At 30.2% G+C, this 15,601-nt stretch carries 17 protein-coding genes; 8 read left to right on the top strand and 9 right to left on the bottom strand.

Translation table 11 applies throughout. The annotated features are described in order from the left end of the window. Nucleotides 1–234: 234 nt before the first annotated feature. From argH to D1817_14790, 8 genes are read right to left on the bottom strand one after another with little or no spacing between them, the layout of a single operon-like run. Nucleotides 235–1,503 (bottom strand): argininosuccinate lyase, encoded by a 1,269-nt coding sequence (gene argH / locus D1817_14755; GenBank protein ID AXT21081.1) that lies wholly within the window; start codon nucleotides 1,501–1,503, stop codon nucleotides 235–237. Nucleotides 1,504–1,563: 60 nt separating this feature from the next. Then, nucleotides 1,564–2,631, bottom strand: coding sequence for a M20/M25/M40 family metallo-hydrolase (locus D1817_14760; GenBank protein AXT21082.1), 1,068 nt, complete (start codon nucleotides 2,629–2,631; stop codon nucleotides 1,564–1,566). After that, nucleotides 2,631–3,407, bottom strand: a complete 777-nt coding sequence (gene argB, locus D1817_14765; protein AXT21083.1) for an acetylglutamate kinase — start codon at nucleotides 3,405–3,407, stop codon at nucleotides 2,631–2,633. Before argB ends, D1817_14760 begins: the two co-directional genes overlap by 1 nt. After that, entirely contained in the window at nucleotides 3,407–4,345 is a 939-nt protein-coding gene (locus D1817_14770; GenBank protein AXT21084.1) for an acetylornithine carbamoyltransferase, read from the bottom strand. Before D1817_14770 ends, argB begins: the two co-directional genes overlap by 1 nt. 11 nt (nucleotides 4,346–4,356) lie before the next feature. Beyond that, nucleotides 4,357–5,502: an aminotransferase class III-fold pyridoxal phosphate-dependent enzyme gene (locus D1817_14775; GenBank protein ID AXT21085.1), complete on the bottom strand. Its 1,146-nt coding sequence runs from the start codon at nucleotides 5,500–5,502 to the stop codon at nucleotides 4,357–4,359. A 12-nt stretch (nucleotides 5,503–5,514) separates the two neighbouring features. Further along, nucleotides 5,515–6,492, bottom strand: coding sequence for an N-acetyl-gamma-glutamyl-phosphate reductase (locus D1817_14780; GenBank protein AXT21086.1), 978 nt, complete (start codon nucleotides 6,490–6,492; stop codon nucleotides 5,515–5,517). Next, nucleotides 6,489–7,682, bottom strand: a complete 1,194-nt coding sequence (locus D1817_14785) for an argininosuccinate synthase (protein AXT21087.1) — start codon at nucleotides 7,680–7,682, stop codon at nucleotides 6,489–6,491. Before D1817_14785 ends, D1817_14780 begins: the two co-directional genes overlap by 4 nt. Further along, nucleotides 7,679–8,293, bottom strand: a complete 615-nt coding sequence (locus tag D1817_14790) for a GNAT family N-acetyltransferase (GenBank protein ID AXT21088.1) — start codon at nucleotides 8,291–8,293, stop codon at nucleotides 7,679–7,681. The genes D1817_14785 and D1817_14790 overlap by 4 nt, the downstream gene beginning before the upstream one ends. Nucleotides 8,294–8,844: 551 nt before the next feature. On the opposite strand from D1817_14790, the gene D1817_14795 reads away from it, so the two are divergent. The 8 genes from D1817_14795 to D1817_14830 all read left to right on the top strand — a co-directional run bounded on the left by D1817_14795 (nucleotide 8,845) and on the right by D1817_14830 (nucleotide 15,032). Continuing rightward, complete coding sequence (locus D1817_14795; protein ID AXT21089.1) at nucleotides 8,845–9,180, top strand: 4-carboxymuconolactone decarboxylase; 336 nt, start codon at nucleotides 8,845–8,847, stop codon at nucleotides 9,178–9,180. Nucleotides 9,181–9,243: 63 nt separating this feature from the next. Beyond that, on the top strand, nucleotides 9,244–10,299 hold the full coding sequence (locus tag D1817_14800; GenBank protein ID AXT21090.1) for a radical SAM/Cys-rich domain protein: 1,056 nt from the start codon (nucleotides 9,244–9,246) through the stop codon (nucleotides 10,297–10,299). Between the two features lie 15 nt (nucleotides 10,300–10,314). Then, the gene (locus tag D1817_14805; GenBank protein AXT21091.1) at nucleotides 10,315–10,803 is read left to right on the top strand and encodes a rhodanese-like domain-containing protein; all 489 of its coding nucleotides are present in this window, start codon (nucleotides 10,315–10,317) and stop codon (nucleotides 10,801–10,803) included. Next, a complete protein-coding gene (locus D1817_14810) occupies nucleotides 10,796–11,410 on the top strand; it encodes a glycosyltransferase (GenBank protein AXT21092.1) in 615 nt (204 codons plus the stop codon). The genes D1817_14805 and D1817_14810 overlap by 8 nt, the downstream gene beginning before the upstream one ends. Further along, nucleotides 11,407–12,219, top strand: a complete 813-nt coding sequence (locus tag D1817_14815) for a purine-nucleoside phosphorylase (GenBank protein ID AXT21093.1) — start codon at nucleotides 11,407–11,409, stop codon at nucleotides 12,217–12,219. Before D1817_14810 ends, D1817_14815 begins: the two co-directional genes overlap by 4 nt. A 2-nt stretch (nucleotides 12,220–12,221) precedes the next feature. Beyond that, nucleotides 12,222–13,190 carry a methyltransferase domain-containing protein gene (locus tag D1817_14820; protein ID AXT21094.1) on the top strand — a complete coding sequence of 323 codons (969 nt, stop codon included), beginning with the start codon at nucleotides 12,222–12,224 and terminating at the stop codon, nucleotides 13,188–13,190. 171 nt (nucleotides 13,191–13,361) lie between these two features. Continuing rightward, the gene (locus D1817_14825) at nucleotides 13,362–14,270 is read left to right on the top strand and encodes a DUF547 domain-containing protein (GenBank protein AXT21095.1); all 909 of its coding nucleotides are present in this window, start codon (nucleotides 13,362–13,364) and stop codon (nucleotides 14,268–14,270) included. A 60-nt stretch (nucleotides 14,271–14,330) separates the two neighbouring features. After that, the gene (locus tag D1817_14830; GenBank protein ID AXT21096.1) at nucleotides 14,331–15,032 is read left to right on the top strand and encodes a glycosyltransferase; all 702 of its coding nucleotides are present in this window, start codon (nucleotides 14,331–14,333) and stop codon (nucleotides 15,030–15,032) included. Between the two features lie 2 nt (nucleotides 15,033–15,034). Here the strand turns inward: D1817_14830 and D1817_14835 are convergent, their stop codons facing one another. Then, a complete protein-coding gene (locus D1817_14835; GenBank protein AXT21097.1) occupies nucleotides 15,035–15,547 on the bottom strand; it encodes a hypothetical protein in 513 nt (170 codons plus the stop codon). Between the last annotated feature and the right edge of the window lie 54 nt (nucleotides 15,548–15,601).

Raw genomic sequence — 15,601 nt, forward strand, 5'->3', positions numbered from 1 at the left:
CTCAAGTTGAGTTAATAATGACAATAATTATGACTGTTATTTGATTCATTTTAATGCAATAAAAAAGCCTTCCGTTTCAGGAAGGCTTTTAAAATTTTATTTAAGTTTTATATACCATTCCCTTATCATCGAAATATAATCGCAATGACAATAATTGAAATAGTATTTAATATTTGTTTTTTCATTTAACGTTACAAATATTCAGTAATTAAAATTTAATAACCAAATATTTATTCAAAACTTCTCTCTAATCTTATCTAAACACAGATTATGAATACTTCCAATATGTGTGTGCGATTTTGAATTATCTGGAATATAGCTTCCATTCTGTACTTGATTCCCTATTTGTTGATAAGCTTCTCTAAAAGATATTCCATCTATTACCAAATTGTTGATATTATCTACCGTAAATAGGTATTTATATTTATCATCATTTAGATCGATTTCTTTGACAATAACTTGTTGGATCGCATAATTAAAAATCTCTAAAATACTTTCCATCTCAAGAAAAGCATTTATCATATTTTCTTTTAGTAATTGAAAATCTCTATGGTATCCACTTGGTAAATTATTTGTGATCAATACCATTTCTGTATGAAGTGCTTGAATTTTATTACACTTACCTCTAATTAACTCAAAAACGTCTGGGTTTTTTTTATGAGGCATAATGCTACTCCCAGTAGTAAGTTCATCTGGAAATGAAATAAAATTAAAATTCTGACTCATGTACAAACAGATGTCCATTGCAAAACGAGATAAAGTATTACTTAAACCTCCAAAAGCAGCAGCAATAGTTCGTTCACTTTTCCCTCTGCTCATTTGTGCAGCTACAACATTATATTTTAAAGTCGAAAACCCTAATGTTTTTGTTGTAAATTCTCTATCAATAGGGAATGAACTTCCATAACCCGCCGCAGAACCTAATGGGTTTTGATCTATTGTTTTTAAAGCAGCATTAAACATATACATGTCATCTATTATCATCTCTGCATAGGCAGAAAACCACAATCCAAATGATGATGGCATTGCAACTTGTAAATGAGTATATCCTGGTAATAACTTTGCTTGATGTATTTCTGCTAGCTGTAAAAGCGTTTCAAAAAGAATTTTAGATTTTTTTGTTAGTTGCTGTAAATTATCCTTATAAAATAATTGCAATGCCACCAGAACTTGATCATTTCTAGAACGTGCTGTATGTATTTTTTTACCAACTTCCCCATATCGTTTTGTGAGCTCAAATTCTATTTTAGAATGTACATCTTCAAATTGAGGTTCAATTACAAATTTATTATGACCTATTTGCGATTGCAAATCATTTAAGCCTGCTTCTAATTGTTGTAATTCATCAGAAGTAACAATATTTATTTTCTCTAGCATTTTAGCATGTGCTAAGGAAGCTTGTATATCATATTTTGCGATATGCATATCTATTTCTCTATCATTACCAACTGTAAACTGCTCTATTTTTTTATCGATTGTAAGCCCTTTATCCCAAAGTTTCATCTCTTAAAATATTTATTTGTTAGTGTTATTTCTTTCTTCATTTTTTATATTCTGATTTATTTAAACGATTACCTGATTCAACAAATCAACATAAATTTGTATTCCTTCTTCTATTTCATGTATATAAATAAATTCATCTGCCGTATGTGAACGTTTACTGTCTCCAGGACCTAATTTTAGTGACGGGCAACTTAAAGTAGCTTGATCTGATAATGTAGGAGAACCATAAGTTGTTCTTCCTAAGTTAATTCCAGCTCTAACTAATTCGTGGTTTACAGGAATTGACGATGAATTTAATCGTAAGCTTCGTGGTACAATACTTGAACAAGGAGAGCTAAGTGTTAATATATCTGCGATTTCTTGATTAGAATATTTATCGTTCACTCGTACATCAATCACCAAGTTTACTTCAGCTGGTACAGCATTATGTTGTACTCCTGCATTAATTTGAGTCACCGTCATTTTCACTTCTCCTAATTGTTTAGATAGTTTTTCAAACTTAAAATTCTTAAACCAATCTAAAACTTCAATGGTATTATAAATAGCATTATTTGTGTTTATATGAGCAGCATGGCTTGGCGTTCCTTTAACCTTTGCGTCAAAAACTACTAAGCCTTTTTCGGCAATAGCTAAATTCATTAAAGTAGGTTCTCCAACAATGGCAACATCAATATTCGGAATAATATTCAACATGCTATTTAACCCATTAGACCCACTGTTTTCTTCTTCCGCAGAAGCTACAATTACCAGATTGTATTTAAGATTTTTGATGTCATAATAATATGTAAACGTTGCTAATAAGGATACCAAACATCCGCCTGCATCATTACTTCCTAAACCATATAACTTCCCATTTTCTATAACAGGTTTAAATGGGTCTTTTGTATAACCCTTATTAGGTTTTACTGTATCATGATGTGAGTTTAGTAATAATGTGGGCTTCATTTCATCAAAATATTTGTTTGTAGCCCAAACATTATTTTTTATTCTCTTAAACGGAATTCGATTTGTATTAAACCAATCTTCAATACAAAGAGCTGTTTGATCTTCTTCAGTTGAAAAAGATGGGGTTTCAATTAATTTTTTAAGTAATGAAACAGCATTTATTATTAATTTCTCTTGTATCATTAGGCTTGAATTGTAGTGAATTTTGACTCTGAATTAAACAACATTTCTGGTTTGCCTATGCACACCTTTTCAACATTATGTTTAATTGCGTGAAAACAGTTTTCTAATTTTGGCAGCATTCCTTCTGCAATAATCCCTGTATTTATTAATGAAACATAAGTTTCTGTATCAATATATTCTATAACCGAAGTATCGTCATTAACATTTTGTAATACTCCATTTTTTTCAAAACAATAATATAACTCTACATTATATTGTTTTGAAAACCCTATGGCAATTTCTGATGCCATTGTATCTGCATTAGTATTTAATAATTGTCCATTAGCATCATGTGAAATTGCACAGAAAACAGGTATTATACTTTCTGTTAATAATAGTTGAATTACTCTAATATTTACTTTTACAACATCTCCTACATATCCAAAATCTATTTTCCCAACTGGCCTCTTTTTCGAAACAACTGTATTCCCATCTGCGCCAGAAAACCCTATTGAATTACACTTATAAGCTTGTAATTGAGCTATAATTGTTTTGTTAACCTTTCCGGCGTATATCATTGTAATTATATCTAAAGTAAATGCATCTGTAATACGTCTCCCATTAACGATCTTAACTCCAACTCCAATTTCATTAGTAAATTGTGTCGCCAAAGTTCCACCTCCATGAATTAGAATTTTTGGTCCTTCAATTTTTGAAAACTCTTCTAAAAATGATTTCAACGCAATTGCATTATCTATAATGTTTCCTCCTATTTTTATAACTTTTAATGTTTCCATTATTCTAGATTTTCTAAAATTTGTTTTAATACAATTTGTGCAGAAAATGTTCTGTTATTCGCTTGATTTATAACTATAGATTGTTTGTTATTCAATACATTATCTTCAACAACTACATTTCGTCTTACTGGTAAACAGTGCATAAATTTTGCATTTCCTAATTTTTTTTGTGTCATCATCCAATTAGAATCTTGAGATATAACTTGTCCATAATTGGTATAACTACTCCAGTTTTTTACATAAACGAAATCTGCATCTTTTAAAGCATCTTCTTGATTATAATTAATTGGAGTGTTTCTAGTTATTGTATTATTTAACTCATACCCTTTTGGGTGTGTAATTGTTAAATTAACATCTAAATTTTGCATCATCGTAATAAAAGAGTTAGCTACTGCTTGTGGTAATGCTTTAGGGTGTGGCGCCCAAGACAGAACTACTTTTGGTTTTTTATTGGATTTTAATTCTTCTATAGTAATTGCATCTGCTAAGGCTTGTAATGGATGTGCTGTAGCGCTTTCCATATTTACAATAGGAACTGTTGTATGTTTTTCAAAACTGTTTAACACATACTCTGATTCATCTTTTTCCTTATCTGTTAAGTTTGGAAATGCTCTTACAGCAATAATGTCGGCATACTGAGAGATAACTTGTGCTGCTTCCTTAATATGCTCTGAAGTATTTAAATTCATAACCGTACCATCTTCAAATTCTAAATTCCAAGCATCATTTACATTTAAAACCATTACTTGCATCCCTAAATTTTTTGCTGCTTTTTCTGTGCTTAATCGAGTTCGTAAACTTGAATTAAAAAAAAGCATCACTAAGGTTTTGTTTTCTCCTAATGCTTTAAATTGAAAAGGAGTTTTCTTTAATTGAATGGCTTCTTGAAGTGTTTCAGAAAGATTTTCTATATCTGATATTGTTGTATATTTTTTCATCTGTTTAAATTTTATTGTTTTTCATCTGTCAGATGTAATTCTAATTTTAATACTTTAATAAACATATCAATATGCTTTTTTTGAACGGTTAACGGTGGAAGGATTCGTAACAGATTTGGGTTTTTAGCGCTTCCTGTAAAAATGTGATATTTATAAATAAGTGCTTTTCTTAATTCTGCAATTGGGAAATCAAATTCTAAACCTAACATTAAACCTCTTCCTTTGACCGTTTTTATTTTTGAAATAGATTTTATTTCTTCTAAAAAATATTCAGATATAGCTTTAGCATTTTTCATTAATTCTTGAACTTCCATAACTTTTAAAACCGATAGAGAAGCTATACATGCCAGATGATTTCCTCCAAAAGTAGTTCCTAGTTGCCCAAAAGAAGGCTCAATTTTAGGGTGTATTAAAATTCCTCCTATAGGAAAACCATTCCCCATTCCTTTAGCTATAGAGATAATATCTGGTTCGATATTATATTTTTGAAACGCAAAAAAATCACCTGTTCTCCCAAATCCAGATTGTACTTCATCGACTATTAAAACTGTATTATAAAATTTACAGAGCTTGCTTAAGCCTTGGTAAAAATCTGCTGTGCTCTCATCTAAACCACCAACACCTTGAATTATCTCTATAATTACTGCACAAACATCTTTTTTGCTCAATGCTTTTTCTACAGCTTCTAAATTTCCTAATTCGATAAATTCAACTTTTTGTTGTGCATTTAACGGTGCAATAATTTTTGTGTTATCTGTTGCTGCGACTGTGGCAGAAGTACGTCCATGAAATCCATTTTTAAAAGCGATAACTTTCTTTTTCCCTGTATGAAATGATGCCAATTTTAATGCATTTTCATTGGCTTCAGCTCCCGAATTACATAAAAAGAGATCATATGTCTCACATCCAGATAATTTCCCTAATCTTTTCGCTAATTCTACCTGTAAAGGGTTTTGTACAGAATTACTATAAAACCCTAATTTACTAACTTGATTACTAATATTTTTGACATATTCAGGGTGTGAATGACCAATTGAAATCACAGCATGACCTCCGTACAAATCTAGATACTCTGTTTTGTTTTTATCATACACAAAAACATCTTCTCCTTTTATTGGAGTAATATCAAATAATGGATATACATTAAATAAGTTCATGATTAAATAATTTTAAAAGTAATTTGCTTTTAATTGTAATCCTTCAGTTTCTGGAAAGTCAAACATTAAATTCATATTTTGTATCGCTTGACCTGAAGCACCTTTTAAAAGGTTATCTATAATACTTGTGATTAATAACTTGTTTTCGTGTTTGTGTAAATAAATAAAGCATTTATTTGTATTAACTACTTGCTTTAAATGCAGCTCTTTATCTGACATGATGGTAAATACAGCTCCATTATAATACGTATTGTAAATGGATTGAGCTTCTTGTAAACTACCATTAAAATTAGTGTAAGCTGTAGCAAAAATACCTCTCGAAAAATTACCTCTATTAGGCATGAAACAAATTTTAGAATGAAAACTATTCTGCAATTGATTCACTGTTTGATTCACTTCCCCTAAATGCTGGTGTGTAAAAGGTTTATAGTATGAAAAATTATTATCCCTCCACGAAAAATGTGTTGTTTTTGACAATGAAACTCCTGCTCCTGTTGCGCCTGTAACAGCGTTTACATGAACATCTTCATTTAATAGCTCTGCTTTTGCTAATGGTAATAGAGCCAGCTGTAATGCTGTAGCAAAGCAACCTGGATTTGCAATATATTTTGCTTTTGCAATTTTTTCTTTTTGTAATTCTGGTAAGCCATAAATGAATTCATTTTCTTGAAAAACAGCATCTGGTTTTAATCTAAAATCATTACTCAAATCAATGATTTTTGTATGATTTGAAAGCTGATGTGTTTCTAAAAAAGTTTTAGAATTTCCATGTCCTAAACATAAAAACAATACGTCTATATCTGAATTAACAGTATTTGTAAATTTTAAATCTGTTGTACCTAATAAATCTTGATGTACATCACTAATATAATTTCCTGCATTAGAAGTACTATATACAAAATTGATATTCACTTTTGAGTGAAAAATTAATAATCTAATTAATTCTCCAGCCGTATATCCTGCTCCTCCAATAATTCCTGCTTTTATCATAATGTGTTTACGTTTTGATATATTTTACTTTGATTCCCATAGATTTTAATAAAACCTTTGGCTTCATCTGCAGTCCATCCTTTATTTTCTTCGCCATAGCTTCCAAATTTTGCATTCATTAGATCGTGCTCTGAATTAATTCCATCTAAAGTGAAATGATATGGTTTTAGTGTTATAAATACATCTCCCGATACTTGTTTTTGACTACTCTTTAAAAAGGCTTCAATATTTCTCATCATAGGATCTAAGTATAAGCCTTCATGTAAATGTGTTCCGTACCAATTAGCCATATAATCTTTGTGTTGCAATTGCCATTTGGTAAGTGTGTGTTTTTCTAACAAATGATGTGCTTTAATAATTATAGTTGCCGCTGCAGCTTCAAAACCCACTCTTCCTTTAATTCCAACGATAGTGTCTCCAACATGGATATCTCTACCAATAGCATAACTTGAAGCCAATTCATTTAGCGCTTCAATATTTTTATAAACTTCATTTTTAATTCCATTAATTGCAGTGAGTTCTCCTTTCTTAAAAGTGAGTTTTATTTTTTCATCTTCCTCTTTAACTAATTGAGATGGATAAGCGTTTTCTGGTAATGGTTTATGAGATGTTAAAGTTTCCTCTCCACCTACACTAGTTCCCCAAAGGCCTTTATTAATAGAGTATTTTGCTTTTTGCCAAGACATATCAATATTATTTTCTATTAAAAAATTAATTTCTTCTTGTCTTGATAATTTTTGATCTCTAATAGGGGTAATAATCTCTATTTCTGGCGCTAAGGTTTGAAAGATTAAATCAAACCGAACTTGATCATTACCTGCTCCAGTACTACCATGAGCAATATATTTAGCGTTAATACTCTTAGCATATTCAATAATTTCAATAGCTTGTATAATACGTTCTGCACTTACAGATAAGGGATAAGTGTTATTTTTTAGCACATTTCCATAAATAAGATACTTTACTACATCATTATAATATCTCGGAATAGCATTAATATTTTTATAGGTTTTAACTCCCATTACATACGCTTTTTCTTCAATAGATCTAATTTCTTTTAAAGTGAATCCGCCAGTATTAACACTTATAGCGTGTACTTCAAAACCTTTATCTTTTGATAGATGTACTGCACAATAAGAAGTATCTAAACCACCGCTATACGCCAGTACTATTTTTTTCGAATTTTTCATTTTTTATTCTTTTTTAAAAGCAGAGCTTGTTTCATACTTTTTAACCTTGTAAAGGCTTTTTCTTTTATTTCTTTAGATGGTTTTTCTTTTGAATTTGGATCGTACAACATTCCTGTGCATAAACACATACTTTGCTCAGTACGTTGTAATACGTCATAATTTTTGCAAGTTTGACAGCCTTTCCAAAACGATTGATCTGTTGTGAGCTCTGAAAACGTAACAGGTTTATAGCCCAAATCACTATTCATTTTCATAACTGCAAGACCGGTGGTAATTCCAAAAATCTTCGCTTCTGGAAATTTTGAAATAGAATGTTTAAAAATTTTCTTTTTTATTCGTTTTGCAAGACCTTGATTTCTATAATTAGGATGTACAATTAATCCAGAATTTGCTACAAATTTGCCATGACTCCAAGATTCTATATAACAGAAGCCAGCAAATGTTTTTCCATCTAAAGCAATAACTGCATTGCCTTTTTCCATTTTAGAAATAACATATTCAGGTTTCCTTTTTGCAATACCTGTACCTCTTACTTTAGCAGCTTCAGAAATTGTTTCGCAAATAATATTTGCATAAACACTATGCGATTTATCAGCAATAATGATGTTCATTATCTTGATTTTGAATTAAACTATTTTTAAGAATTATAATTTTGAGAAATAAGAACCGGACTCACCTAAGCTCCAAAAACAGATAACACCCCTAAGGGCGACGCAAGAAAAAGCGGCGTACAAAAGTCTTGTTATTCTTTTGAATAACTAAGCTTTGAAAAAATGATATTAAATTTGATTTGTACAAAATGAAAAAATAAAATGACGTGATTACTGAGTGCTAAATTGAAGAAAATTAGCGGCGGCGATTGCGTAAGCGCAATGTAATAGATTTTGTACGTATTTTATTTATTTGAGTATTCATTAGTACAAACCTACATCTTTTGTTTAACACAGCCAAAATTTTTTATATCAATTTTTAAAACTTGAGTATCAAAAATGTCTTAATTAATTTTAAGAAAATGAAAGATATAAGATGTTTTTTATAAGAGTTTATACGTCCGTTAAACTACTGTTTTTCTTATATATCTTTTAACACGTTTTTTGTAAACTTATACTTAATTTACCGACCAATGCATACGCATTAGATTTTAACTTTAAAATAAAATTAAATGTCTAAAACATATTACGACCCAGCCGATTTAAGAAAATTTGGAAAAATCACCGAGTGGAGTGAGGATTTAGGGAATAAATTTTTCGAATATTACGGTAAAGTTTTTGAAGAAGGAGCTTTATCTTCTAGAGAAAAATCTCTTATTGCACTTGCTGTTTCCCATGTAGTTAAATGCCCTTATTGTATAGATGCTTATACAAAAGATGGTTTACAAAAAGGTGTTACAAAAGAAGAGATGATGGAAGCTGTACATGTCGGAGCAGCTATTGAAAGTGGCGCAACACTTGTGCATGGAGTACAAATGATGAATAAATACGAAAAATTATCAATGTAGATAATGTGGTAAATACTAGATATATTTACAAACTCAATCTACAGATAAAACATAATCCTGAAAATGGCAATAAAGTCTTTACAAAAGAGAGAAAGTGATTTAGCTAATGTTAATAGGCAATTAGAAATCCTATCTAATGGAATCTTTAAATCTGGAGAACTTCCTACATTTAAAGATAAAATAGCAGAGTTAGGGCATTTTCCATTAAAACCACGTAAGCTCGAAATATTACAGATAAATGTTGGTTATATGTGTAATCAAGTCTGTGAACATTGTCATGTAGATGCTGGTCCAGATAGAAAAGAAATTATGACGATCGACACAATGAAGCAATGTCTTGAAGTCATAAAAACTACTGGTGCTCACACTCTAGATTTAACTGGTGGAGCCCCAGAAATGAATCCTAATTTTAGATGGTTTGTAGAAGAAGCTTCAAAAGCAGGTATTAAAGATTTTATAGTACGCTCTAACTTAACTATTATTAGAGCCAATAAAAAATACTACGATTTACCCGAGTTCTTTAAAAAACATAACGTACATGTTATTTCTTCCATGCCACATTGGACTAGAGGAAAAACTGATAAACAACGTGGCGATGGTGTTTTCGATAAATCTATAAAAGCATTACAAGAACTTAATGCTGTAGGTTATGGTATGCCTGATAGTCCTCTAAGATTAGATTTAGTTTACAATCCTTCAGGAGCTTTTTTACCAGGAGATCAAATGGCAATGGAAAAAGATTTTAAAACTGCTCTATTAGAAGATTTTGATATTCAATTTCATAACTTATTTGCTATTACTAATTTGCCTGTAAGTCGCTTTTTAGATTATTTAATTGCCTCAGAAAACTATGAAGATTATATGTACTCCCTTGTAGAAGCTTTTAACCCTTCTGCAGTAGCAAATGTTATGTGTACGAATACAATTTCTATAAGCTGGGATGGATGGCTATATGACTGTGACTTTAATCAAATGTTAGATTTAAAGGTCGCTAGTAAAGTGAAGCATATTAGCGAATACAACGAAGAATTACTTCAAAACAGAAATATTATTATTTCACAACACTGCTATGGCTGTACAGCTGGCGCAGGTAGTAGTTGTCAAGGTACTGTAGCTTAATCTAAAGCTAAAAATATGAAGCACTTCGTACTATACATATTCATTTTATACTCAACATTATCAATAGCTCAGGAATCTATTTCTGAAGTGTTAGTAAAATATAATAATGAAAGCATTCCATATATACATGCTCAAAAATTGCATCATACAAATGTTATTTTATTAGATGCTCGTGAAATAGAGGAATATAATGTTAGTCATATAAAGGATGCTATTTATGTTGGTTATAAAGATTTTAAAATTAAAGATGTCGAAAAAGAAATAAAAAATAAGAACGAGAAAGTTGTTGTTTACTGCTCTTTAGGTGTTCGTTCTGAAGATATTGCCGAAAAACTAAAAAAAGCAGGTTACACAAATGTTTATAATTTGTTTGGCGGGATTTTTGAATGGAAGAATAATGATTATGATGTATACAATTCAAGCAATAAAATAACTGAAAATGTACATGCATTCTCAGAAGAATGGAGCAAATGGTTAACTAAAGGTCAAAAAGTATATGAATAAAACTTTAGCAATGGTTTTTACACGTAATCCTGAGTTAGGAAAAGTAAAAACGAGATTAGCGAAAACAATAGGTAATGAAGGTGCTTTAACAATATATAAAGCTCTATTAAATCATACCGAAAATACAATTAGGAAGGTTAATAGTGATAAAGCTGTATTTTATTCTGTTTCCATTAATGATGATGATATTTGGAATAATACAATCTATCAAAAACATCTACAAAAAGGAAACGATTTAGGAGAAAGAATGAAAAATGCTTTCGCTAATGCTTTCAAAAGCGGGTACGATAAAGTGGTTATAGTTGCTAGTGACTTGTTTGATATCACATCAAATCATATTAATGAAGCTTTTAAGCAATTAGACACATCGGATGTTGTTATCGGGCCTTCACCAGATGGTGGTTATTATTTGTTAGGGATGAATTATCTACATTCACAGGTTTTTGAGCAAAAAGAATGGGGAACAGAAACAGTTCTTAATGCCACGTTAAACGATATGCAAAATATAGATGTACATTTGCTGGAGGAAATTAATGACATTGATACTTTTGATGATATTAAAAATATTCCTGAGTTAACAGAATTATTAGAGTTAGTTAATAGATGATTAAATATATAGACGAAACCACCCAATACTTACAAGAAAAAGGATTTAATAATCCAGAAATAGGAATTATTTTAGGAACCGGTCTGGGACAACTTATTAATGAAATAGAGGTTATAAAAGAAGTAAGTTATAATCACATTCCAAACTTTCCTACAGCAACTGTAGAGTTTCATAAAGGCAAACTTATTTATGGGATTATTGCCGATAAAAAGGTAGTCGTAATGCAAGGGCGTTTCCACTTATATGAAGGTTATAGCTTGCAAGATGTTACATTTCCAGTACGGATTATGGAGAAACTTGGCATAAAAACGTTACTCGTTTCTAATGCTGCTGGAGCTATTAATCTCAGTTTTAAAAAAGGAGAATTAATGTTAATTGATGATCATATTAATTTACAAGGTGGATCTCCATTAGCTTTTAAAGGTGTTGAAGAATTGGGAGAGCGTTTTACAGATATGAGTGCTCCATATGATAAAACAATTAACAACACTTTTGGAGAACTAGCAAAACAACATAATATTACACTCCATAAAGGCGTTTACGCTAGCGTTGTTGGACCACAATTAGAAACAAGAGCAGAATACCGAATGTTGAAAACTATTGGCGCAGATGCTGTAGGCATGAGTACTGTTCCAGAAATAATAGTAGCAAATCATTTAAAATTAAGAGTGGCTGCAGTGTCAGTTTTGACAGATGAATGCGACCCAGATAACTTGGACCCTGTAAACATTACCGAAATTATTGAAATGGCAGGTAAAGCAGAACCAAATATGATTACACTTTTTAAAGAATTGATAAAGACCTTATAAATATGAGTTATTTAGAAACTACACACGATGTATATAAAGAAGCAGCTTTAACTCCAGATGTTGGATTATGCTGTACTACAAACCCTATTTGGGAACTTCCGGGGTTAAAAATCCCTAAGATTATGCAAGAAATGAACTATGGTTGCGGAAGCACTGTTCATGCTAGAGACTTAACAAATAACCCAAAAATGCTTTATGTTGGTGTTGGTGGTGGTATGGAGCTTTTACAGTTCTCATATTTTAATCGTCAAAAAGGAGGTGTTGTTGGTGTAGATATAGTAGATGAAATGCTTGAAGCTTCTCGTAAGAATTTTATTGAAGCGGAAGAGCAAAACGATTGGTTTAAGAGTGAATTTGTAGATCTTAAAAAGGGAGATGCACTTAATTTACCTGTTGAAGATAATAGTATTGATGTTGCCGCTCAAAATTGCTTATTTAATATTTTTAAGGCTGAAGATTTAAAGAGAGCTATTGAAGAAATGTATCGTGTTTTAAAACCTCACGGACGTTTAGTAATGAGTGATCCTACTTGTGAACAGCCAATGAATGAAGAGTTGCGAAGTGATGAGCGTTTACGTGCTTTATGTTTAAGTGGTAGTTTACCTATATCTGAGTATATAAAGGCACTTACTGATGCTGGTTTTGGAACTATAGAAGTTAGAGCAAGAAAGCCTTATAGAATTCTTGATCCAAAAAATTACCCTACAGATGAATTAATATACATTGAATCTATTGAAGTAGCTGCAATTAAAGATCCAATGCCAGAAGATGGTCCTTGTATTTTTACAGGGAAAGCTGCAATATATTATGGTGAAAATGAATATTTTGATGATAAATTAGGGCATGTTTTATTGAAAAATCAGCCTTTAGCAGTATGTGACAAAACAGCTACAGCATTAAAAGATTTAAATAGAGATGATATATATTTTAGCGAATCTACTTTCCATTACGATGGAGGAGGATGTTGCTAAAAATAATTAATAATAGAGATTAAAAAAGCTTCTAAAACTAAATGATTTTAGAAGCTTTTTTGTTTGTTTTTAATATAAACTCACTTAATACGATGTAAGTTAATTGGCTAATTTTAGACTTAACTTAAACAAATAAATTTATAATACCATACTTAAAAGCTATCATATAAAATGAAACATTTAAATATTTTATTCATAATAGTATCATTATTTTTTATTTCATGTTCAGCTTCAAAACGTGTTACTCAAAACACAAAACACAAAACTGAAACAACAATAGCTAAAACTGAGCCTATAGTTAAAAAAATTGAGACTCCTAAAGAAGAGGAAGAACCTCAAGAAGAAATTATTCTTGAGACCGTTAATAAGGAAATAGAAAAAAACCCAAAAGAAAACATAAAAGAGCCTATTAAAAAAGTTACTGAGTCAATTGAATTATTTAATCATGTTTCTTGGAATAATTTAATTTATCAGAATGTTGCCTCTAATGGAGATGTGAATTACAAAGGGTTTAAGAATAATTGGGGTGTTTTAAGAGAATACATAAAAACATTAGGAGAACAACTTCCTGAAGATGCTTGGAGTAAAGAAGAAAAGTTAGCTTATTGGATGAATGCATACAATGCAATGACTATAGATCTTATATTACGCAATTATCCATTAACAAGTATTAAGGATATTAAAGATCCTTGGGATCAGCGTTTATGGAAGTTAGGGACAAAATGGTATAATTTGAACGAAATAGAGCATCAAATACTTCGTAAAATGGGAGATCCACGTATTCATTTTGGAATTAATTGCGCATCATTTTCTTGCCCTCCATTATTAAATGAAGCATTTACGTCTACAAAAGTAAATGAACAATTAGATCGTTTAGCTGTACGCTTTATAAATGATCCCGAAAGAAATACAATTACTCCAAATAAAATTAAAGTTTCAAAAATATTTTCTTGGTTTTCTAAGGATTTTAAACAAGATGGAAACTTAATTTCTTTTTTAAACAAGTATGCAAAAACACCTATCTCTCCTAAAGCAAAAAGGAGTTTTGCTGATTATAATTGGAATTTGAACGAACAATAATTACATTGCATTAAGTGTTATTTATATGGCATTACAAGATAATATTGTAATTATTTTTTAATGAAAAACACTCTATCTATCATTATTCCGATATTAAATGAAGCTAAGTGTATTGGTTTACTCTTAAATCATTTAACGCAGAATTATACAGAAGAAAACATCTCTGAGATTATTGTAGTTGATGGAGGAAGTTGTGATGATTCGCAAGAAATTGTAAATTCTTATAAAAAAGGCAACGTTTTCTTATTAAATTCTGAAAAAGGGCGTGCAAAACAGATGAATTTTGGAGCAAAAAATGCAAAAGGAAGTATTTTATATTTTTTGCATGCCGATTCATTTCCTCCTAAAGATTTTGATCAATATATTATTTCTGAAGTACTTAAAAACAATAATGCTGGATGCTTTAAAATGAAATTTGAAAGTAATCATTGGTGGCTAAAGTTAGCTGGATGGTTAACTCGTTTTTCTTGGAGAGCTTGTAGAGGTGGGGATCAAAGTCAATTTATAACAAAATCCTTATTTGAACAACTTGGTGGGTTTGATGAACGTTTTATAGTTTATGAAGATAATGATTTAATAAATAAACTGTATTCTAATAAAGAATTTGTAGTAATTCCTCATTGCTTAACAACCTCAGCAAGACGTTATAATACAAATGGAATATGGAAACTTCAATATCATTTTTGGATAATTTATATAAAAAAATGGTTTGGAGCTTCAGCTGATGAATTACATCAATATTATCTTAAAAATATCTCCTGAAACTAAATTTGCCCATTAGAAATAATTCCTAATTGATTTTTATTTGTCAAATTAAGAGAGATGCTAAAAAAAGGATTATCTCCATCCCTCTTCTTTAAAACTTCATTTAGTTCCCACCAATCTTCAGATTTTGTATTTACGGCTAAAATAAATACAATTTTTTCGCCTTTATCATTCATCATAGGGATATAGTAACATTTATAATTTATAGCAGCAATATTATGATCTGTATTTTGATAGTCACTCACTTGAAAGACATTATATTCATAGATAGCACTATATATAAGTGAGTCTATAAGTTTAATATCTTTCTTTTCTAATTCAGCAGTTTTCCTTTTATTAAAAATAAAATTAAAATCTTCTGGATGTGCTATTTTAGCTTGAGATTTAGCATAATCCATTGTAACAATTTTATAATCGATTTTACTTTTATATGAGAACAATTTAGTACTCATATAAATCCCTCCAATTAATAATACAATTAGGGCAACTATAAATTTAAGTGCTTTTTTCATCATTAAAAGTTTTACAATATCAAATTTCGAATTTTTTGCTATAATTTCAAAACA

The sequence above is a fragment of the Flavobacteriaceae bacterium genome (genome assembly GCA_003443635.1).
Taxonomy (GTDB): Bacteria; Bacteroidota; Bacteroidia; order Flavobacteriales; family Flavobacteriaceae; genus AU392.